Origin of the sequence: Xanthomonas sp. NCPPB 4467 (genome assembly GCF_041475665.2) — a bacterium.
Classification (GTDB): Bacteria; Pseudomonadota; Gammaproteobacteria; order Xanthomonadales; family Xanthomonadaceae; genus Xanthomonas; species Xanthomonas dyei.
Map to the genome: position 1 here is coordinate 4,923,334 of NZ_CM191260.1, position 21,012 is coordinate 4,944,345.

The 21,012-nt window shown below is 67.7% G+C and carries 10 protein-coding genes; 3 read left to right on the plus strand and 7 right to left on the minus strand.

Annotated elements, in window-relative coordinates; translation table 11 throughout:
• Nucleotides 1-133: 133 nt before the first annotated feature.
• Nucleotides 134-1,057, minus strand: a complete 924-nt coding sequence (locus ACCQ06_RS21685; RefSeq protein WP_316689289.1) for an IS110 family RNA-guided transposase — start codon at nucleotides 1,055-1,057, stop codon at nucleotides 134-136.
• A 478-nt stretch (nucleotides 1,058-1,535) separates the two neighbouring features.
• Between ACCQ06_RS21685 and hemF the strand changes: the two genes are divergently transcribed.
• On the plus strand, nucleotides 1,536-2,435 hold the full coding sequence (hemF, locus tag ACCQ06_RS21690) for an oxygen-dependent coproporphyrinogen oxidase (RefSeq protein WP_228323352.1): 900 nt from the start codon (nucleotides 1,536-1,538) through the stop codon (nucleotides 2,433-2,435).
• Nucleotides 2,436-3,061: 626 nt separating this feature from the next.
• Here the strand turns inward: hemF and polA are convergent.
• The gene (polA, locus tag ACCQ06_RS21695; protein WP_316689290.1) at nucleotides 3,062-5,842 is read right to left on the minus strand and encodes a DNA polymerase I; all 2,781 of its coding nucleotides are present in this window, start codon (nucleotides 5,840-5,842) and stop codon (nucleotides 3,062-3,064) included.
• A 77-nt stretch (nucleotides 5,843-5,919) separates the two neighbouring features.
• Between polA and ACCQ06_RS21700 the strand changes: the two genes are divergently transcribed.
• Both ACCQ06_RS21700 and ACCQ06_RS21705 read left to right on the plus strand, forming a co-directional pair.
• Nucleotides 5,920-6,210 carry a DUF2782 domain-containing protein gene (locus ACCQ06_RS21700; RefSeq protein WP_104616436.1) on the plus strand — a complete coding sequence of 97 codons (291 nt, stop codon included), beginning with the start codon at nucleotides 5,920-5,922 and terminating at the stop codon, nucleotides 6,208-6,210.
• Between the two features lie 37 nt (nucleotides 6,211-6,247).
• Complete coding sequence (locus ACCQ06_RS21705; protein WP_316689291.1) at nucleotides 6,248-6,391, plus strand: hypothetical protein; 144 nt, start codon at nucleotides 6,248-6,250, stop codon at nucleotides 6,389-6,391.
• A 110-nt stretch (nucleotides 6,392-6,501) separates the two neighbouring features.
• Here ACCQ06_RS21705 and tssA read toward each other — a convergent pair whose 3' ends face one another.
• From tssA to ACCQ06_RS21730, 5 genes are read right to left on the minus strand one after another with little or no spacing between them, the layout of a single operon-like run.
• Nucleotides 6,502-7,545: a type VI secretion system protein TssA gene (gene tssA, locus ACCQ06_RS21710; protein ID WP_228323353.1), complete on the minus strand. Its 1,044-nt coding sequence runs from the start codon at nucleotides 7,543-7,545 to the stop codon at nucleotides 6,502-6,504.
• A gap of 47 nt (nucleotides 7,546-7,592) precedes the next feature.
• Nucleotides 7,593-15,179 (minus strand): two-partner secretion domain-containing protein, encoded by a 7,587-nt coding sequence (locus tag ACCQ06_RS21715; RefSeq protein ID WP_316689292.1) that lies wholly within the window; start codon nucleotides 15,177-15,179, stop codon nucleotides 7,593-7,595.
• 11 nt (nucleotides 15,180-15,190) lie between these two features.
• On the minus strand, nucleotides 15,191-16,870 hold the full coding sequence (locus ACCQ06_RS21720; protein ID WP_316689293.1) for a ShlB/FhaC/HecB family hemolysin secretion/activation protein: 1,680 nt from the start codon (nucleotides 16,868-16,870) through the stop codon (nucleotides 15,191-15,193).
• Entirely contained in the window at nucleotides 16,867-17,304 is a 438-nt protein-coding gene (locus tag ACCQ06_RS21725) for a hypothetical protein (RefSeq protein WP_316689294.1), read from the minus strand. Before ACCQ06_RS21725 ends, ACCQ06_RS21720 begins: the two co-directional genes overlap by 4 nt.
• Nucleotides 17,301-21,011: a protein kinase domain-containing protein gene (locus tag ACCQ06_RS21730; protein ID WP_316689295.1), complete on the minus strand. Its 3,711-nt coding sequence runs from the start codon at nucleotides 21,009-21,011 to the stop codon at nucleotides 17,301-17,303. The genes ACCQ06_RS21725 and ACCQ06_RS21730 overlap by 4 nt, the downstream gene beginning before the upstream one ends.
• Between the last annotated feature and the right edge of the window lies 1 nt (nucleotide 21,012).

Below are 21,012 nucleotides of genomic sequence, written 5' to 3' on the forward strand. Positions count from 1 at the left end.
CGTCCATGGAGCAACTGTGTTGGTCAGGACCTCAATCCGCGACCTTTGATCGGTTTCCTTCGGGCGTGTTCATCGGTAGGTGCCGGCCGCTGGCTAGCACGCTTTTGCGTTTACTCACGGCCGCCGAGCGCGCTCAGGTGGGCTGCAGAGCGGCTCTTTGATCGCGCACGCGCGCATTGAGGATGACCAGCATCTTGCGCATCACCGCCACGAGGGCGACCTTGCCTTCCTTGCCGCGTGTGCGCAGCGATCTGTAAAAATCGCGCAGACCTGGCTCGTGCCGAGCCGAGGACATCGCCGCCATATACAGCGCCTGCCGGATATCGGCTCGGCCTCCGCCGATCCCCCGTTTACCACGCATCGCGCCGCTGTCGCGCGAGAGCGGGGCAACGCCAACCAATCGGGAGATTTGCTTTCCGCTGAGCGTCCCAAGCTCCGGTAACCGGGACACCAGCACGGCCAGCAGCACCGGACCGACCCCTTTGAGCGTCTTCAACGCGGCCAGGTGCGGTTGCTCGATGAGCAGCGTCTTCAGCTGCCCGGCGATCAGGTTGTCTAGCCGCGCCACGCTGCGCACAAGCTGGTTCACGTTGCCCTGCAGGATCTTTCGTAGCGCTTTTTCCGCAACCTGCAGCAACTGCTGCCTTGCTGCTTTCAGCAGTTCGACCAGTTGCCGACGGGCACGTACATGCTCGCCCAGATCGCGCTGCCAGGGTTCCAGTGGAACATACCGATGGAGTTCCATCTTCTCGGCCATGCAGGCCAACATGGCCGCGTCCAGCCGGTCAGTCTTGGCCAGTCCCAAACCGTTGGCCAGGTTGCGTGCCCGTTGTGCATTGACGCGCGCTACCGGCAGTGCGGCGTGATGCAAGGCATCCAGCGCTGCCAGCTCGTAGCCCCCGGTCGCCTCCAGCACCACCTGCCGCACCGACAGCGTCTTCAGCCAATCGACAAGCTTCCGATGACCGCCTGCAGTGTTGGTGAACTGACGGGTTTGGCCTCGAAAAATGGCAACGTCCAGAAAGTGTTTGCACACATCGATCCCGATTCCGCTCATGGGAAATCTCCGCTAGGCTAAAAATGTCGAGAGCTCCCTCGCTTGCCCAGTCTTATCGTTTCGAGTGTCAGCTCGGGCAACTGTTCGGGCGAATCAAGGGAGAATCCGGCGTGGGTACCAAGCTACATGGCGATCGCTGAGATCCAGGCTCTGACGGCAGCCCACGCCGGCTCTCGACACCTAAACTGCCAGATTCCGAACAGATAAGGCTCGGTGGCGGCATCCATGCCGCCACACGGTCCCGCAAGCGGCGAGGACACCGCACCAGACAGTTTGTTGGTGGTTTTGCTGAAGAACGTAACTACCGGTTCGTGCGGTTTGCTTGGTTGCTGTGCTGAAACTTCACACACAGAGCGAACTCGACTGATCCTTACACGCTAACCGCTGCGGGACCTTGTCCACCTTCCACATCGCCCTGCGACAAACGGCCACGTTCGGGTGGGCGCATCCGCCGCGATGCACGGCTTAGAATTGGGCCATGAACGAATTCGACCGTGTACGCGATTATCTGACCGACCTGCAGGACCGCATCTGCGCCGCTGTGGAAGCCGCCGATGGGCAAGCGCGGTTCTCCGAGGATCTGTGGCAGCGTGAGGAAGGCGGTGGGGGGCGCACCCGCATCCTGCGCGACGGCGCCGTCTTCGAGCAGGCCGGCATCGGCTTTTCGGATGTGTCCGGCACGCGCCTGCCGCCCTCGGCCAGTGCCCACCGGCCTGAGCTGGCGGGCGCCACCTGGCGCGCCTGCGGCGTCTCGCTGGTGTTTCATCCGAACAACCCGCACGTGCCGACCACGCATATGAACGTGCGTTACTTCCGCGCCGAGCGCGATGGCGAGGCGGTTGCCGCGTGGTTCGGCGGCGGCTTCGATCTGACGCCGTTCTACCCGGTGGATGAAGACGTGCAGCACTGGCACCGCACCGCGCAGACGCTGTGCGCGCCGTTCGGCGAGGAGCGCTATGCCGCGCACAAGCGTTGGTGCGACGAATACTTCTTCCTGCGCCACCGCAACGAAACCCGTGGCGTCGGCGGGCTGTTCTTCGACGATCTGGGCCAGGACTTCGAGCGCGACTTTGCCTACCAGCAGGCCGTGGGCAATGGCTTCCTGGATGCCTACATGCCGCTCGTGCAGCGCCGCAAGGACACGCCGTTTGGCGAGCGCGAGCGCGAGTTCCAGCTGTACCGCCGCGGGCGCTACGTGGAGTTCAACCTGGTCTACGACCGCGGCACCCTGTTCGGGCTGCAGAGCGGCGGGCGCGCCGAGAGCATCCTGATGAGCCTGCCGCCGCGGGTGCGTTGGGAATACGGCTACACCGCCGAGCCCGGCAGCGCCGAGGCGCGGTTGCTGGACTACCTGGTGCCGCGCGACTGGCTGGGCTGACAGTGAGGTTGCCGTGATCGGAGCGGGCCGGATTGCAGGGGCCGCCAGCGTTGCTGCCCTGCGAGGCACTGCGCTCCGCCCGACGCATCCGAAGGCGCTGAAATCTTCCCCGTGCGGGGATTGGTTTCAGCGCCTTTATCCGTTGGGTCATCCGCGCATATTCACGCGTTCAGATTCACTCATAGTTAAACCTGAATTGCGGAAGTGAAACGCTGTGTTGATTGAGCGAGTTAATCGCTCCTATTTAAATTTGTGATTGCGCATCGGGCAGTTGCCCAATCTGCGAAGTGCTGTGCTGCAACGCACCGCGATTGCACCTATTCTGAATGCCGAACATAAAAAAGCCCCGCAGACCAGGGGGAGGTCGGCGGGGCCAGGGAACGGAAACTTGGGGAGGAGTTTCCGCTCCGAGATCTGCTCCAGGGGATGGGAGAGATCTGCCGACAGGCGTTGCGCCCGTCGAGGGATATAACACCATTTCCCACCTTGATGGATCGTGAAGATAACTGTTAAAAAAATGTAGAATTTAACGGTTATTCATTCCTCCAATCCTGCTGCATCCGCATTATGTTTTGACCAGCCTATGTCTGGTCTGCGCATTCAGCATATCAGCGTGATGTGCTGCGTCAGTGCGCCTGATCCCAGTTATCGCCCACGCCCGAATCCACCACCAGCGGCACGCGTAATTCAGCAGCGGCCGACATGCGCGCGGTCACTTCACTCAGCAGCGTGTCGACGAAATCGGTGTCGGCTTCGAACACCAGTTCGTCGTGCACCTGCAGGATCATCAGGGCGCGCTGCGCGTGGTCGGCGATCCAGCCATCCACGCTGACCATGGCGCGCTTGATGATGTCGGCGGCGGTGCCCTGCATGGGCGCGTTGATCGCGGCACGCTCGGCACCGGCGCGCTGGCCCTGGCTGCCGGCATTGATGAAGTCCAGATACAGCCGGCGGCCGAACACCGTCTCCACGTAGCCCTTGTCGCGGGCCTGCTGGCGGGTGGTGTCCATGAAGTCGCGCACGCCCGGGTAGCGGCTGAAGTACAGCGCGATGTAGTCCTGCGCCTCGCCACGGCCGATGCCGAGCTGGCGGGCCAGGCCGAACGCGCTCATGCCGTACATCAGCCCGAAGTTGATCGCCTTGGCGGCGCGGCGTTCGTCGTTGCTGACGGTGTCGATGGTGCGGCCGAACACTTCGGCGGCGGTGGCGCGGTGCACGTCGGCGCCGGACTCGAACGCGCCCACCAGGCCGGGGTCGCCGGACAGGTGGGCCATGATGCGCAGTTCGATCTGCGAGTAGTCGCAGGCGATCAGCTTGCGCCCGGGCGGGGCGACGAAGGCGCGGCGGATGCGGCGGCCGTCTTCGGTGCGGATCGGGATGTTCTGCAGGTTGGGGTCGGACGAGGACAGCCGCCCGGTGGCGGCGCCGGCCTGGTGGTAGCTGGTGTGCACGCGCCCGGACTGCGGGTGGATCATCTCCGGCAGCTTGTCGGTGTAGGTGCTGCGCAGCTTGGCCAGGCCGCGGTATTCCAGGATCACCCGCGGCAACTCGTGCTGGTCGGCGATGGCTTCCAGCGCTTCTTCGTTGGTCGAGGGCTGGCCCTTGGGCGTCTTGACCACGGCGGGCAGCTTGAGCTCGTCGAACAGCAGCGCCTGCAGCTGCTTGGGCGAATCCAGGTTGAAGGTGCGCCCGGCCAGCTCGGTGGCCTTTTGCTGGGCGGCGAGCATCCGCTTGGACAGGTCCGCACTCTGGCGGCGCAGTTCGGCCGCGTCCACGCACACGCCGTTGGCCTCGATGCGGGCGAGCACTTCCACCAGCGGCATCTCGATCTCGCGGTAGACGCGCTCCAGCCCCGGCTCGGCGGCCAGCTTGGGGCCGAGCACCTGGTGCAGGCGCAGGGTGATATCGGCGTCTTCGGCGGCGTAGCGGGTGGCATCTTCCAGGCTGACCTGGGCGAACTTGATCTGCTTGGCGCCCTTGCCGCACACGTCTTCGTACTTGACCGTGTCGTAGCCCAGGTAGCGCTTGGCCAGGCTGTCCATGTCGTGGCGGGCGCTGCCGGAATTGAGCACGAAGCTCTCCAGCAAGGTGTCGTCGCTGTAGCCGGCCAGCTCCACGCCATGCCGGCGCATCACGTGCAGGTCGTACTTGCCGTGCTGGCCGAACTTGCGCAGCGCAGGGTCGGTGAGCAGCGGCGCCAGCTGGGCCAGCGCCTGGGCGCGGTCGAGCTGGACCGGCGCGCCGGGGAAGTCGTGGCCGAACGGCAGGTACGCCGCCTGGCCGGGCTCGGCAGCGACGCTGAGGCCGATCAGGTTGGCCTGCAGCGGGTCCAGGCTGTCGGTTTCGGTATCGAAAGCGAACTGGCCGGCCGCGCGCAGGCGGGTGATCCAGCTGTCGAGCTGTTGCTGGGTGAGAATCGTCTCGTACTGACCGGGCGCGGCCAGGGCCGGGTCCAGATCCACCGGCGCGCTGGCCGGGCCGGAGACGAAGCCGGTGCCGCGGGCGCGGCCGGGTTCGGTACGCGCCACGGCCATGGCGTCGGTCTGCACGCCGGCGGCCGCTGTGCCGCCCAGCTCGCGCAGGGCCTGGCTGAAGCCGTAGCGGGCATAGAGCGCAGCCAGGGTCTCGGCATTGGGCTCGCGCAGCTCCAGCGCGCGCGGGCCGCTGGCCAACGCCACGTCGGTCTTGATGGTGACCAACGCGCGGTTGAGCGGCAGCCGCGGCAGTGCGGCGCGCAGGTTCTCGCCGATCTTGCCCTTGATCTTGTCGGCGTTGGCGATGACGCCGTCGAGCGAGTCGTATTCGGCCAGCCATTTGGCGGCGGTCTTGGGGCCGCACTTGTCCACGCCGGGCACGTTGTCGATGGCATCGCCCATCAGCGCCAGCAGGTCGACGATCTGGTCGGCCCGCACACCGAACTTGGCGATCACCGCCTCGTCCGAATCCATGCGGCTGCCGCTCATGGTGTTGACCAGTTCGATGCCCGGACGCACCAGCTGCGCGAAGTCCTTGTCGCCGGTAGAGATGGTGACGCTCAATCCGTCTGCGGCGGCCTGCAGCGCCAGCGTGCCGATCACATCGTCCGCTTCCACGCCGTCGATGCGCAGGATATCGATGCCCAGCGCATGCACGATGTCGCACATCGGCTGCACCTGTGCGCGCAACTCGTCGGGCATCGAGGGGCGGTTGGCCTTGTAGTCGGCATACAAGTCATCACGAAATGTCTTGCCCGGCGCGTCCACCACGAACGCGACGTAGGCGGGGCGTTCCTTCAAGGTGGCACGCAGCATGTTGACCACGCCGAACAACGCACCGGTGGGCTCGCCCTGGGCATTGGTCAGCGGCGGAAGCGCGTGGAACGCGCGGTACAGGTAACTGGACCCATCGATCAGGACTAATCTGCTCATGCCTCAATTCTACGCTGCACACCCACGCCGCACCGCGCCAGCGCATACTGACCGACGACCTAAAACGGATGACAACGATGAAGAGAGCACGTCTTTTGCTGCTGCCGTTGCTGCTGCTTGGCGGCTGTGCCACCAGCGGCGGTGGCCGCGCCGGTGGCGATGTCCCGGCCGGTGCGGATGTCACCAGCAAGACCATGGGCAATGGCGACAAGGTCGACGAATACCGCGTCAACGGCCAGCTGGAAATGGTGCGCGTGACGCCGGCCCGCGGTGCGCCCTACTTCCTGTACGACCGCGACCACGACGGGCATACCGATGCCGAGAAGGACAAGGTCAACAAGGTGTATTGGCAGTTGTATCGTTGGTGATTGGGGAGTTGGGAGTCGGGATTGGCAACAGCGCGGTGTGACTGCGTTTTGGCTGGAGGTGGGCGGCGGGCTGGTTGGGCTGCCGCCGTGGGGCAAGGGACGTCGATGGTGGTGCGGGCGCGCCTTGTGCGGCTGGCTGTTGTGGATGGAACCGCTGGTGGAGCGACTGCGCTCGCCCTAAGCCAGAGCGGCCGCTGCTCTGAGTCGGCATGCATCACGCGTAGGCTGCGGTTCCGCGCGGGTCCATCCGCACTCGACTGACGATGGCTTGCTCGGTGGCGTTCGCCGCGCTCAGCCGTTTTCCAGCGGGCCGGTGACGCGTTGCAGGTCGTCGATGCCGGCCGGGGCCAGCTCCTTCATCAACGCCAGGAAATCGCAGCCCACCAGGCGCTGCGCACGCCGCAGCAACATCGGCACCGGGCTGGAAGGTTCGCAGCGCGCGTAATAGGCGCAGATTTCATCCAGACGACGCAGCACATCGTCCGGGCCGGCAATGGCGCCGGCCGGGCGGGCGCTGGTGGCCGCCCCGTCGTTGCCCTCGCCCGCCGGCGCCGCGTCGGCGTCTGGCGCGGCGGGGTTGGCGCTGCTGTCGCGCGCCTGCCAGTGCGGCAGCACGAAACGTTCCAGCTCGCGCAGGTCGGTCAGCAGAGGGCGCAGGTCCGGCGCGGCGGTGCCGAGGTGTTCGGTGAGCAAGGTATCGATGGCGCGCGCATGTTCCGATGCAGCGCTGATCGCCTGGGCGGAGGCGGCCAGCGTTTCCAGCGTGCAGTCCAGGCAGCAGGCTTCGATCTCGGCCAGGCTGGGGCCGGTCTGGCCCTCGGCCAGCTTGAGGGTGCCGTTGGCCACGCGCAGGTCGCGCAGGCTGAAGCGGCCCAACCGCGGCGATTGCACGAACGGTGTGGTGCGCAGCGCACCGAGCAGGCCCATCGGGTCGCTCAGGCCGACCAGGGCGTTGATGCGCGAGGTCGGGTCGTTGTCGTCGTCGGCATCCAGCTGCGGGTGCACGCTGTCCCAGTGCTGTTCCAGCAGGCCGCGGATCAGCGCCAGGGTGTCGGCCCAGCCCGGCAGGCCGCGCAGGCGCAGCCAGGCCGCGCCCAGCTTGCCGGCGATGCGCAGGTCGCGACTGCGTCGGCTCAGTTCTAGCGCCAGCGCCTGCACCTTGTCCCAGTCGGGTTCCTCGGCGGCGATGACGCTCTCGCCCAGGGTGCGCTCGGCGCGGACGGCCGAGTCGCGTTCCAGGCGCAGGAAGTCCGGGTCGTATTCCAGGTCCGGGCCGGCCGGGGCGTCGTCGCTGACCGGTGCCAGCAGGGTCTGCAGGGAAGTGTCGTCGTGCATGGCAGGCTCCATGGGGAGAGCCGCCGCGGTAGGCGGCGGCATCAGGTTTATTGCGGGGTGCAGACCGCGTCCGGGTCGCCGGCGTCGCACGCCGGTTGCTGGTCGTCGGGTAGACGCAGGCCGGGACGGACCAGGCCGAAGGCGCGATACGGCGTCCCGCTGGCAGAGAGATCGACGAAGGCGATGGTGCGGCTGGCCGAGCTCTGCGCGCGGCCGGCAAACGCCGAAGCCGGCACGTTGAAGCTGGAACCGCCGCTCAACTCGAGCAGCCCGCCTTCGGCGGTGGTCGCGTTGAAGTACGCCGGTGGCGCGCCCACCGCGTCGATCACCTGGGCGCCAGTGCCGACCAGGTAGATCGGGTCCTGCTGGGTGCCGATGCGGCCGGTGGCGGAGAAGTTCCCGGTGCCATCGCGCAAGGTGGCGCGGCCTTCCTGCAGCAGATCGCCGCGCACCGACAGCACCAACGCGCTGTTGCCGGCATCCACGCTGTCGCTGCTGCCGTTGGCCAGCACCAGGGTGAGGTCGCCGGCATTGGTGAGGCTGAAGCCAGTGCTGGCGGTGAAATCGCCCAGCTGCACCACGCGGTTGTCGATGAAGGTGGTGGCATCGCCCAGCACCACCGGGCCACCGGCGCTGCCGCTGAGCAGGTTGGTGCTGATGGCGCTGCCGGCGCGCTGGCGAATGCCGGCAACCGCCTGCAGCCAGGTGGTCGCGGCGCTGAGCTGACCATCCAGCAGCAACGCATCACCGATACGCACCCGCAACAGGTTGCCGCCATCCACGCGCCCGCTCACCTGCAATGCGCCGGCACTGAACAGATCCAGGCCCTGCGCACGGAAGTCGCCGAGCGTACCGATGGCATTGGCGGCGCTGGTCAGCGTGGCCGCACCCGCGGCGCTGCCGGCAAGGTGCGCTGCGCGCAGGCTGCCGCCACTTTGGGTGATGGCACCGCCGCTGCGCACGCTGAGGTTGCCGGCGCTGCTGATGTCGTGCCCCAGCTGCATGGCGCCACCGCTGCCCAACGCCACCGCGTTGCCGGCAATCGCGCCGCTGGTGGAGAGCTGGCCGCCCGCCTGCAGCGAAACCGCACCGCTCGCCTGCGCTGCCACGGCCAGGTCGTTGCGATCGACAAGGGCGATGCTGCCGCCGGTGGCCTGCACGCTGCCCTGGAAATCGTTGCCGGCATCGGTGAGCACGATGGCACCGCTGCCCGCATCGAGCACGCTGTTGCCCAAGACGGTCAACGCGCCCTGTTGAGTGATGCCGGCATCGGTTGCCGCCGGCGTGGGCAGGGCCTGCGCGCGAATGCGTGCAGCCGGTACAACGCCGCTGCGCGCGACCAGCGTGCCGCCAATGCGACCCTGGCCCAGATTCAAGGCTTGGCCACTGCTCACCTCCAGCGCAGCGACATCTACATTGCCCAGCGTCAGCGCATTGCGGTCGCGTACGCGGGTGTCGCCACCGCGAAGGTTCACTGCCGACTGGAAGTCGTTGCCGGCATCGGCCAGCGCGATGGAAGCGCCGGCACTGTCGATACGGGTGATGCCGGTGACGGTCAGCGCGGCGCTCTGCGACACCGCACCGCCGTTGCTGGCGGCGTCCAGATCGCCATTGACCAGGCCGAAGCCCAGGTTCAGCGCCCCGTTGCTGGCGACATCGAGCGAACCGGTGTTCAGCGCATCCAGCGTCAGCGCATTGGCATCGCGCACACGCGTGGCACCGCCGCTGAGCGCGAGCAGGCCCTGGAAGTCGTTGCCGGCCGCATCCAGCACAATCGCGCCGCTGCCGGCATCGACCACGCTATTGCCTGCCACCTGCAGCGTGCCTGCGCTCTGGGTGATCGCCGCATTGTCGCTGCGCAAGCTCAGATTGCCCGACGCAGCGATGGTATTGCCCAGCACGATGCCGTTGGCACCGGTCAGCTGCACGTCGCCACCGCGCAGCGCACCGACCGTACTGAGCGTACCGCCGCGTGCGCTCACATCGAGCGCACCGCTGCCGGTATCGATTGCGGAGGCGAGCAGCAGCGCACCGCCGGCATCCAACGTTACCGCGCCAGTGCCGGTGCTTTGCACGCTGGCGAGCTGCAGGTCGTTGCGGTCGACCAAGCCAATGCCATCGCCGGTGGCGGCGACTGCACCGACGAAATCGTTGTTGGCGTTGGTCAACGCAATCGCTCCGTTGCCGGCATCGAGCGTGCTGGCGCCGGTAATGCTGAGCGCGTTGGTTTGGGCGATGACACCGCCGTTGCTGATGGCGGTCAGTGCGCCGTTGACGCTGCCCTGGCCCAGATTCAACGTGCCGTTGCTGGTGACGGTAAACGCGCCGGTGTTGAGCGTGCCCAGCGTCAGTGCGTCGCTATCGTTGAGTTGCACGGCGCCACCAGCGAGGTTCACTGCCCCTTGGAAATTATTTGCGCCGTTCAAGGTAATGGCGGCAGTGCCGGCGTTGACGGTGGTGAGGCCGCCGACCAGCAATTGGCCGCCGCTCTGGTTGATTCCGGCATTGGTGGTGCGCAGCGTCAGCGCGTTGCCGGCGCTGATGGTGTGCGCCAGGGTCAAGCCATCACGTGCAGTGAGCACGACGTTGCCGCCGCTCAGCGCGCCGCCGGTGCTGAACGCGCTGCCGGTGGAGGTGAGCGTCAAGTTACCGGTGCCGGCGGAGATCGCCGATGCAGGCAGGTTGAGCGTTTGCGCAATGAGCGCGATGTCGCCGTTGCTATTGCCATTGATCGAGGAGACGTTCAGCACGCTGCGATCGGTCACGGCGATGCCGTTGCCGGTCAGGCTGACGGCGCCCTGGAAGTCGTTGTTGGCATCGATCAGTGCGATCGCGCCGCTGCCGGCGTTGAGGGTGCTTGCGCCGGTGACGGTGAGCGCACCGGCCTGGGTGATGGCGCCGTTGTTGCTGGTGGCGGTCAAGCTGCCGGTGGTGCCGGTACCCAGGTTCAACGCACCGTTGCTGGTGACGGTGAGCGCGCCGGTGTTGAGGCTGCCCAGGGTGAGTGTGTTGGCATCGACGATCTGCGCCGCGCCGCCGGTGAGGGCGACCGCGTCGGTGAAGTCGTTGGCATTGGTCAGTACGATCGCGCCGGAGCCGGCGTTGACGGTGGTAATACCGCCAACCAGCAATTGACCGCCGGTCTGGTTGATTGCGGCATTGCTGGTGCGCAGCGTGAGCGCGTTGCCGGCGCTGATGGTGTGCGCAAGTGTCAGTCCATCGCGTGCAGTGAGCACGATGTTGGCACCGCTCATAGCGCCGCGAGTACTGAAGGCGCTGCCGGTGGAGGTGAGCGTCAAGCTGCCGGTGCCGGCGGAGAGCGCCGATACAGGGAGGTTGAGCGTCTGCGCAGTGAGCGCGATGTCGCCGTTGCTATTGCCATTGATCGAGGAGACGTCCAGCACGCTGCGATCGGTCATGGCGATGCCGTTGCCGGTCAGGCCGACGGCGCCCTGGAAATCGTTGTTGGCATCGGTCAGTGCGATCGCGCCGCTGCCGGCGTTGAGGGTGCTTGCGCCGGTGACGGTGAGTGCACCGGCCTGGGTGATGGCGCCGTTGTTGCTGGTGGCGGTCAGCGCGGCATTGACGCTGCCCTGACCAAGATTCAACGCACCGTTGCTGGTGACGGTGAGCGCGCCGGTGTTGAGGCTGCCCAGGGTGAGTGTGTTGGCATCGACGATCTGCGCCGCGCCGCCGGTGAGATTCACCGTGTTGCTGAAATGATTGCCGATGTCGGTCAGTGCAATCGTGCCGCTGCCGGCGTTGATGCTGCCACCCCCATTAACGGTGAGCGCACCGGTCTGGCTGATGGCGCCGTTGTTGCTGGTGGCGGTCAAGGCACCGGTGCTGCCGGTACCAAGATTCAACGCACCGGTGCTGCTGACGGTGAGTGCGCCGGTGTTGAGCGTGCCCAGGGTGAGCGTGTTGGCATCGACCACCTGCACGGCGCCGCCGGCCAGATTCACCGCGCCGGCGAAATTGTTGGCGCTGTCGGCCAATGTGATGCTGCCGCTGCCGGCATCGAAGCGGCTGCTGCCGCTGACGGTCAGCGCGCCTTGCTGGTCGATGGCAGTGTTGTTGCTGTCGACCAGCAGGCTGCCGACGCTGCTGTTGCCCAGGGTGAGCCGATCGCGATCGACCACCTGCACGGCGTTGCCGCTCAGGCCCACGACACCGCGAAAGTCGTTGTCGCTCGCATCCAGGGTGATGTTGTCGGTGCCGGCCGTGAATTGCGCCGCGCCACCCACCTCAAGCCCGCCGGTCTGGGTGATGCCGCCGCTGGCGCTGGTGGCGGTCAGCGTGGTGACCACGCTGCCCTGCCCCAGATCCAATGCGCTACCGCTGCTGACCGTGAGCGCGTTGGCGCTGAAGCTGCCCAGGGTCAACGCGCTGAGCGCGTTGATCTGCACCGCGCCACCGGTCACCGACAGCGCGCCGATGAAGGCGTTGGACGGGCCGTTCAACGCCACGGCGCCGCTGCCGGTATCGACCGTGGTGGTGCCATCGATGGCGAGCCTGCCGGCGAGCTGGGTGAGCGCAGCGTTGGTGGTGCGCAGCTGCAGGTTGCCGCTGCTGGTGATGTCATGCGACAGCGTGATGCCCGTGCGCGCGTTGAGGCTGACATTGCCGCCGCGCAATGCGCCATTGGTGGCCAAGCTGCCGTTGTTCGAACGCAGTTGCAGCGTGGCGCTGCCGGTGTCGATCGATTGCGCCGGCAGGCTCAGCATGCCGCCTGCGGTGAGCGCGACCGCGCTGTTGGCGGCGCTGACCAGCGAGACGATGGACAGGTCGTTGCGATCGTAGATGCCGATGGCGCCGCCGGTCACGTCCAGTCCGGCGGTGAAATCGTTGCCCGGACCGAGCAAAGAGATCGCTCCGGTTCCGGCGTTGACGGTGCCCAGTGCGCCAGCGCTGATCGCCCCACCGCCCTGAGTGATGGCGGCGTTGGTGGTGGTCAACGCCAGCGTGCTGGTGGCATCGATGTCGTGGTCCAGGGTCAGCCCGTCGCGAGCAGACAGGCTGATCTGATTGGCACTGAGCGCGCCCTTGGTCGCCAGCGTGCCGCCCTGCGCGCTTAGCCGCAGATTGCCCGCGCCGAGGTCGATGGCCTGCGCTGGCAACACCAGGTCGGCGCCAGCGGTGAGGGTGACATCCCCGCCGCTACCGGCGGTGAGCGAGGTCACGCTGAGCGTGTCGAGATCGCTGACCGCGATGCCGGTGCCGACCAGAGTCAGCGCGCCCTGAAAGTCGTTGCCGCCGTTGCCCAGCGAAATCGCGCCGCTGCCTGCATTGAGCGTTGCCGGGCCGGTCAGGGTCAGTGCGCCGTTCTGGGTGATCGCGCCACCGTTGCTGCTGGCAGTGACGATGCCGCCGATGCTGCCCTGGCCCAGGTTCAAGCTGCCGTGGCTGGTGGCGGTGAGCGTGTTGGTGGCGATAGCGCCCAGGGTGAGCGCGTTGCTGTCGTTGACCACCGCCGTGCTGCCGGTGAGCGAGACCGCGCCGCCGAAATCGTTACCGGCACCGTCCAGGCGGATGGCGCCGGTGCCCGCTGCTGCAGTGGCATTGGTAGTGCCGGTGACAGCGAGCAGGCCGGCGGTCTGGGTGATGGCCCCGGTGTCGCTGGTCAGTAGCAGGTTGCCGCCGGCCTGGACGCTGTGACCAAGGTTCAGTGCATCGCGCGCGCGCAGGCTCACCTGGTTGCCGGACAGTGCGCCCGCGGTGCTGAGCCCGCCACCGAGCGCGCTCAGCGACAGCGCGCCGGTGCCGGTGGCAATGGCCTGCGCGGGCAAGTTGAGCGCGCCGCCTGCGGTGAGCGTAATGGCGCCGTTGCTGCCGTTGGTGAGCCCGACGATGGTGAGATCGTTGGCATCGCGTACGGCGATACCGATACCGGTCAGCGTGAGCGCGCCAACGAAGTCGTTGCCGCTATCGCTCAGCGCAGTGCCCCCGTTGCCGGAATCGAGCGTGCTGGTGCCGTTCACCGTCAACGCGCCTGTCTGGCTGATCTGCCCACCATTGCTGGTGGCGCTGAGCGCCCCGGTCACCGCACCACTGCCGAGATTCAACGCACCGCTGCTGGTGGCGGTGAGGTTGCCGGTGGCCAGCGTGCCTAGGGTCAGTGCGCCGCTGTCGCTGATCTGGGTGGTGCCCCCGCGCAGGCTGACCGCCTGCTGGAAATCGTTACCTGCAGTGGTCAGCGAGATGGCTCCCGTGCCGGCCTGCAGATCGCTGGTGCCGGTGACGGTGAGGCCGGCGTTGCCAGCCTGCTGGATCGCGCCATTGTTGCTGGTGGCACTGAGCGCGCCGGTCACCGTGCCGCTGCCAAGATTCAGCGTGCCGGTGCTGGTGGCGGTGAGGTTGCCGGTGGTCAGCGTGCTCAGCGTCAATGCACCGCTGTCGGTGATCTGGGTGGCGCCACTGGTGAGGCCGACACTGCCGCCAAAATGATTGCCGCCATCGCTCAGCGTCAGCGCCTGGTTGCCCAGCGAAAAGGTGCTGGTGCCGCCGACCGTCAGCGCGCCCTGTTGCGCCAGGCCGATGGTGTTGGTCAGGCCCAGGTTGCCGGCCACCTGCAGGAAGCCGAGGTTGGCGATCTTGTTGGCGCCGCTGAAGCTGGCATTGCCGCCGATGCTGCCGGACACGTTGCCGGCGGTGAGCACGCCGCCCTGCTGTACGGCGACGTCTGAGACATAGCTGATGGCGCCGCTGCCGACATCGATACTGCCATTGCCGACGATGCCGTTGCTGACGGCGCCGTTGGCCACCAGCGAGACACTGCCGTCGCTGCCGCCGGCAAGTGCTGCAGCGCGGACAACGCCGCTGTTGTTGACCAGCGCGTCGAACACGCCCTGTGCTGCGCGTGCGCTCAGGGAAATGGTGCCGCCGGGTGCGATCAGGCTGCCGGAGTTATTCACCGCGAACGTGCCTTGCGCGAATCCCAGCGATTTGTCGATGACCACGCCAAACCCACCGCTCTCGAAACTGAGGGTGACCTTGTCGGCGCCGGCCAGGGTGATGTTGCCGGCGTTGGCGGTGATGGTGCCGCTGTTGAGCACTTCGGCGCCGATCAGATTGACCGCGCCGGCGGCGGCGGTAATGGTGCCGGCATTGGACACCCGGGCGACCCCACCGTTTGCATCAAAGACGTCGTTGCCGTTGATGAAGTTGATGTCCTGGGCCCCCAGGGTGGTGGCGACCAGGCCGCCGACATTTACCTGCGCGGTATTGCCGAAGAGGATGCCGTTGGAATTGAGCAGGAACACCTGACCATTGGCGGTGATGTTGCCGAAGATCTGCGTGGGATTGCCGCCGATGACGCGATTGAGGATCACCGAGCTCGCAGATGGCTGGTTGAACTGCACCGTGGCGGCCGAACCGATATCGAAGCTCGTCCAGTTCAACGCCATGCGCGAGCCGGTCTGATCGATCACCTGCGTTGTGCCGGTGGGCGCATTGATCGTGCCGGTGCCGCCCACGATGCTGCCGCCGGTGGGCAGCTGGGTGCTGGCGACCTGCGCCATCGCCGGTGCGCTGAGCATGAGTGCGGCGGCCAGCGCCAGCGCAAGCGGCGATCGACGCAGCAGGCGTTCGCAGGGGCGGGCTGCAACGGTGGAAGCGGTGTGGTTGGCGTGCATGCGCAGATCCCTCAGAAAGTGAAGCCGAAACGCGTGTAGATGCGGGCGTCGTCGCGTCCATCGGACGCATTGCGGCGTCCGGTCGGCAGGGCGGCCGTGAGGCGCCATTCGAAATTGGCGTACTGCGGCAAGCGGAAGGTGAAGCCGACACCGGCGGCGTCGAAGCTGGTCGGCGCCGCGACGCCATTGGCCGCAAACACGCGGGCGTGATCGGCGAACACGTCCAGCTCCAGCAGTTCGCGCCACGGCCGGCCATTGAACGGCGAGGCAGCATCGGCAAAACCGGGCGCATCGACGTGATATTCCAGCGCGGTGTAATAGCCGAGATCGCCCAGTGCATCGGACACCGGATAGGCGCGCACGCTGTCCGGCCCGCCCATCGCAAATTGCTCCAGCGGCGCCAGCGTGTCGCTGCTGTACTGGCCGCTGAACTTGAAATACAGGCGTTGGGTGCGGGTGAGGTATTGCAGGCGCGTGTACGACAAGCGCGTCAGGGTGAAGTGGCTGTCGCGGTCGGGGCTGACCAGATCCGGGTCGGCCGAGCCATCGCGCAGGGCCTGGCGCACGCTGAGCTGCAGCAGGTCCACCCCGCGCCAGCGCAGATCGGTGCGGCGCAGCGAGACGCCGAGTTCGGCCACGTCGAAGGATTGGTCCGACAGCGTGATGCCGGCTGCATCCAGCCGCGATTTTTCGCGCAGATACCGCGCCGAGCCTTGCAGCTGCAGCAGATCGTGATTGATGAATTTCCAGTCGGCGCCGGCATACACCACCGAGGTGGGGCCCTTGAGGCCGAGCCGGGCGAACACGCCGTTGCGTACCTCCAGCTCGCTGCGGCTGGCACCGACCACCGCGCTCAGGCCGGACACCTGCCCTACCGGCAACGCATACGACAGCGCGCCGATCTGGCTCTGCCGCGGCGCCAGCGAATAGGCGTAGTTGGCGGCGAACACATCGCCCAGGCCGAGCGGGCTATTCCAGGTGATGCCGGCCTGGGCGCGATAGCGGCCGGTGAGTTCGGTGCCGTAATTGTTGCCGCCCAGGCTGATCACGTACGGGCGCGCGGCTTCGCTGGCGACCAGCACCACATCGGTTTCGCCGGCGTTCTGGCCCGGTTGCAGGACCGACGACAGCGATACGCCGGGCAGATCGCGCGCATACAACAGCGCGGTGTCCACGTCCTGCTTGCGCAGCGGGCGCCCCTGCAACTGGCGCAGCGGCGCCGACAAGGTGGTGCCGCGATAGCGCGCGGCGCCTTGCACGGTGACCTGGCCGATGCGGCCTTCGAGCACGCGGATCTCGATCAGCTGGTCCGGGCCGGGCGTCTGCGCCGGCAGGTAGGCGGTGCTGACGATGAAGCCGGCTTCGCGATAGGCGCGGGTGACGGTGTCGGCCACCGCCTGCAGCTGGTCGAAGCGCAGCGCCACCACCGGCTGGCCCTGCGCCAACGCGGCGAACGCGGCATCGGCCACCGCCTGCACGCGCGCCGGGTCGATGCCGGCCTCCGGATAGGTGCCGACATCGCGCACGCGGAATCCGCGCACCGGCAAGGCGACGACGGCATCGCCGCGGTCCTTCATCGCCGGCAGCGCGGCGCCGCCTGCGGGCGCACCATCGGAGGCGCTGTGGTCCTGCGCCCACGCAGGTGCGGCCAGCAACAGGCACGCAGACACCGCCGCGGCCAGACACGTCATACGCATACGTCACTTACCCCTGAAAACATCCGTTGTTGCGCATGCCCGACGTGCCGTGCTGCGCATGCGGACGTGTGCACGCCCGCATGGCGATCGGCCTGGTTGCGCTCGCCCCTGACTGAACGCCGGTCGAACCCGGACGTACAGTTATGGAATGTCAGCAACATTAATGCGACGGCCGTCACCGTTAAGACAATTGCCGTGGCACGCCTGCGCAATCGACTGGCGCGATCACGCGGCAACGGCGGGTTGGAGCGGTCGTCGAGCGACCGCGGCTGCGGGTTGCGCAAGGTCGCGCCCTGCGCCTGGCGGGCGGCGTCCAGCACGCTGCGCCGACGGGCGCGGTACTGCGCGCGATCGATCTGGCCAAGCTGGTGCGCCTGGGCCAGCGCATGCAGCTGGACGTTGGCCGGGTGCTGCGTGCTGCCGCTCATGGCAGCTCCCGCAGCACGCGAAAGCCCACGTCCGGCTGCGCCGAGCCGTTGTCGGCGCGACTGGCCTGCACGGTGCAATCGGACCAGTAACTGGCAAAGCTGCCGCCGCGCGCCTGCACGCCGGCGCCACTGGAGACCCATTCCCACACATTGCCGGTGAGGTTGATCAGCCCCCACGGGTTGGCATCGCGGCCGCGCGCCGACACCGGTGCGCGCACCGCATCGGTGGCGCTGGCGGTGGGCGGCACGCAGTTGCTGTCTTCGGCTTGCCGCCAATTGCTGGCGGCCTGCGCGGCATGCAGCCATTCGGCATCGCTGGGCAGGCGGTAGCGCCAACCGCCGCTGCCGATGGTCAGCCAGCGCAGATAGGCGCGGGCCTGGGTCAGGCTGATGTTGCGCACCGGCGCGCGCGCCAGCTCGGGCGTGCTGGCGGCCTGCGCGGTGCAGCGGCCGGTGGCCTGGCAGAACAGGTTGAAATCGGCCACTGCCACTTCGCCGCGCGACAACGCATACGGCGTGCCGCCGTCGATGCCGGGCACCACCACCAGCATCGGGCCGCGGGTGTCGCCCAGCGTGTCGAAACAGGCCGCGCCACGGCCGGGCAGGCCGGCACCGCCGCACGGGTCCGGGCCGGTCGGCACCGGCGGAAGGGCGTCGTCATCCACGCTGGTGGGCAGTGCGGCAGCGGCCGTGGTGCTGCGGGCCGCACCGGTGGTGGCCGTGGTGGGCTTGGCGGTGGATGTGCCGCGCGTCGATTTTGGTGGCGACGCGGTAGCCGGTGCGTCGGTGGCGCTGCCAGCGGGCACGCTGTCGGATGCGGGCGCATCGACGCCAGGTGCACGTTTCAGGCGTGCGGACAGCGTGCCTTCGGGCAGTTGCCCGGCGGCTTTCATCTGCGCTTCCAGTTGCGCCATCGCGGTGGCATCGCTGCGATACAGCGCCTGCAGGCGCTGACCCAGTTGCTGGCGCTCGGCGGCCGGCAAGGTGCCTGCAGCCATCACTGCGGCGGCGACGGCATAGCGCGCCTGCGCACTGCGTAGCTCGGCGCGTTGGCCCAGGGTCTGCAAGCCCTGGGCGAGCAGGTCGGCGGCCTGCGTGTAGCGGCCTTGCGCAAAGGCGTCGCCGGCGTTGTTGCGATACACCTGCGACAGCAGTTGCGGGCCCTCGCTGCGCAGCAACGGATGGTTGGGCTGCAGCACGCGGATACGCGCCAACGCATCGCCTGTCTTGCCCAGATCGTTAGCGGCGGCGGCACGCCGCAGCGACTCCACCCGACCGGCCAGTTCGGCCTCGGCACTTTCGCGGGCGAGCGCCTGCTGCAGCTGTTGCTCCAGGGTGTGCAGGCGCGTGCGTTGCGCCAGCAGCGCGCTGGACTGCGGTGCCAGCTGCAGACCGAAGCTGACCAGTGCCTGCGCGCCCGCCAGTTGCGCCGGGTCGGACTGGGCGGCGACTATGCCCGCGATGGCCTCGGCCACTGCGCCCTGTTGCGTGCTGCGCTCGGCCGCCGGCAGGGCGGCCAATGCCGCAGTCACGCGGTCGCGCCACGCCGCATCGGTGCCGGGCTGTGCCAGCGCGGCGGCCAGCGTTTGACGTGCGCCAGCCGCATCGCGCGGCGCCGCAGCCACCGGCTTGCGTCGGGCTTGCTGTTCGGCCAATGCGACCTCGGCGCTGCGCAACTGCAGACGCAGCGAGTCGGGAAAGGCCGCACGTGCCTGATCGCTCTCGGTCCGCGCGGTGCTGAGCTGGCCTGCCGCAACCGCCTGTGCAATGGCCGCATCCAGCCGCACTTCCAGCGCGGCGTGATGCAACAGACTGCTGGCCGGGTCGATGCGGCGCACCTGGTCGAGCGTGGCCAGCGCGTTGTCGGCCTGATTGCGGAACAGCAGACCGGCGTCGAGTTGGCGATTGAGCGTGGTGTCGAGCGCGTTGAGGCGCTCGTTTTTTTCGCGCTCGATGGTCTGCCGGCGCGCATCCAGCGACGGCGAATACAGCCGCAGCCGGTCGCGCAGCGCAAACACCTGCAACGCGCCGCGGTAATCGTCGCGGCCGTTGGCCGGATTCCACACTGCATCCAGGCGACGCAGCAGGAAATCTTCGATCAGATCGCTACGGTCGGTGAGCAGGCGGCGGCGGTCGTCCGGCTCCAGGCTGGACAGCGCCTGCATGGCCTGGGTTTCGTCGCGATAGCGCTGCGGGTCCTGCGCACCGAAGCGTGCGACCACCTCGGCCAGATGCTGCTGATGCAGGTAGCGCTGCACGCCCCACCCGCCCGTGCCCAGCACCGCCAGCGCAGCGGCGCCGTAACCGAGCATGGGCAGTGCGCGTTCGCGCAGCGGCACCTGGCGCAGGCCATCGAGCAACTGATCCACGCGCTTGAGGCGCTGGCCGGCGGGGAATGCGACGGCGGCGCACAGCGTGGCGTATTGGCGCCGGGTCAGACCGGGCACCGGCGGCGGGCGGCGGCCATCGCGCAGCGCCACTTCGGCGCTGAGTTTGTCGAACGGGTGCTTGCCGGTGAGCAGTTCGAAACACACGCAACCCAGCGCGTACAGATCGTCGGCCGGGGTGGGCGCCTGCCCGCGGATCATTTCCAGGCTGGCATAGGCCGGCGTCAACGCACCGAGCGTGGCGGCATCGAACACGGTCTGTTCGCCGGACACATCGGCGGCGTGCTTGCCGGCGCGTGCGATGCCGAAGTCGAACACCTTGGCCACGCCTTCGCGAGTGACCATGACGTTGCCGGGTTTGAAGTCCGAATGCACCACGCCGGCGGCATGCGCGCGGATCAGCGCGCGGCCCATGCCATCGATCAGCGGCCACGCCTGCGTGAGCGGCATGCCGTTGTAGGCCTGCTCGCGGATCAACGTTTTCAGGTCGCTGCCGTCGATGTACTCCATGGTCATGAAGACCAGGGTGCGGTCCTTGTCGAAGTCGTACACCCGCACGATGTTGTCGTGCGCGAGCTTCTGCGAGCGGCGGGCTTCGCGTTGCAACGCGACCAGCGAATCGGGATGGCGGCGGAATTCGTCGCTGAGTACCTTGATGGCCAGCCACGGGTCGCGGTCGCGCGCTTCCACCTTGCGCTCGTCGCGCGCCAGATACACCACGCCCATGCCGCCGCGCCCGAGTTCGCGTTCCAGCAGGAAGCGTCCCTTGAGCAAGCTGCCGACACTGGCATGGTCGCCGCCGGCCGCCTCGGCCAGGTGTTGCCAACTGGACAGGCTGGCGGTGCCTGCGGTGCCGGTGCCGGTACCGGTACCGGTGCCGGTTTGCGTGCCCACACCGGTCTGGGTGCCCAGGCCCAGGCTGGTGAGGCTGGGCACATCGCCGGGCAGCGGCTGCGCCGGTTGCACGCGGGTGATGTCGTCTTCGACCGGCGCCGCAGCGCGGCGCGGCATCACCACGGTGGCGTCGTCGTCCGCTGGCGGCGCGGCGATTGCAGCGATTGCAGCGGTTGGCGAAATTGCTGGCGGCGCTGCCGATGCGCCAGCGTGCAATGCATCCAACCGATGCATCAACGTGGTGACGGTGACATCGTCCAGTAGTTGCTGGCGCTGCAGGTGCGACAGCGTTTCCACGCCGTCGCGGTATTCGGCATCCGGCACGGCTGCGCGCTTGCCCAGCGCGGCCAGCACGGCCTCCAGATTCAATGCGCCGGTGCGCATGGCGGTGACCAGTTCGGTCACGGTGGCAGTGTCTTGGTGCATG

Coding starts and splice junctions, on each gene's coding strand:
- ACCQ06_RS21715 (WP_316689292.1), bottom strand. CDS start 15,179: ATGCACGCCAACCACACCGCTTCCACCGTTGCAGCCCGCCCCTGCGAA.
- ACCQ06_RS21725 (WP_316689294.1), bottom strand. CDS start 17,304: ATGAGCGGCAGCACGCAGCACCCGGCCAACGTCCAGCTGCATGCGCTG.
- polA (WP_316689290.1), bottom strand. CDS start 5,842: ATGAGCAGATTAGTCCTGATCGATGGGTCCAGTTACCTGTACCGCGCG.
- hemF (WP_228323352.1), top strand. CDS start 1,536: ATGAACGAATTCGACCGTGTACGCGATTATCTGACCGACCTGCAGGAC.
- ACCQ06_RS21685 (WP_316689289.1), bottom strand. CDS start 1,057: ATGAGCGGAATCGGGATCGATGTGTGCAAACACTTTCTGGACGTTGCC.
- ACCQ06_RS21730 (WP_316689295.1), bottom strand. CDS start 21,011: ATGCACCAAGACACTGCCACCGTGACCGAACTGGTCACCGCCATGCGC.
- ACCQ06_RS21700 (WP_104616436.1), top strand. CDS start 5,920: ATGAAGAGAGCACGTCTTTTGCTGCTGCCGTTGCTGCTGCTTGGCGGC.
- tssA (WP_228323353.1), bottom strand. CDS start 7,545: ATGCACGACGACACTTCCCTGCAGACCCTGCTGGCACCGGTCAGCGAC.
- ACCQ06_RS21720 (WP_316689293.1), bottom strand. CDS start 16,870: ATGACGTGTCTGGCCGCGGCGGTGTCTGCGTGCCTGTTGCTGGCCGCA.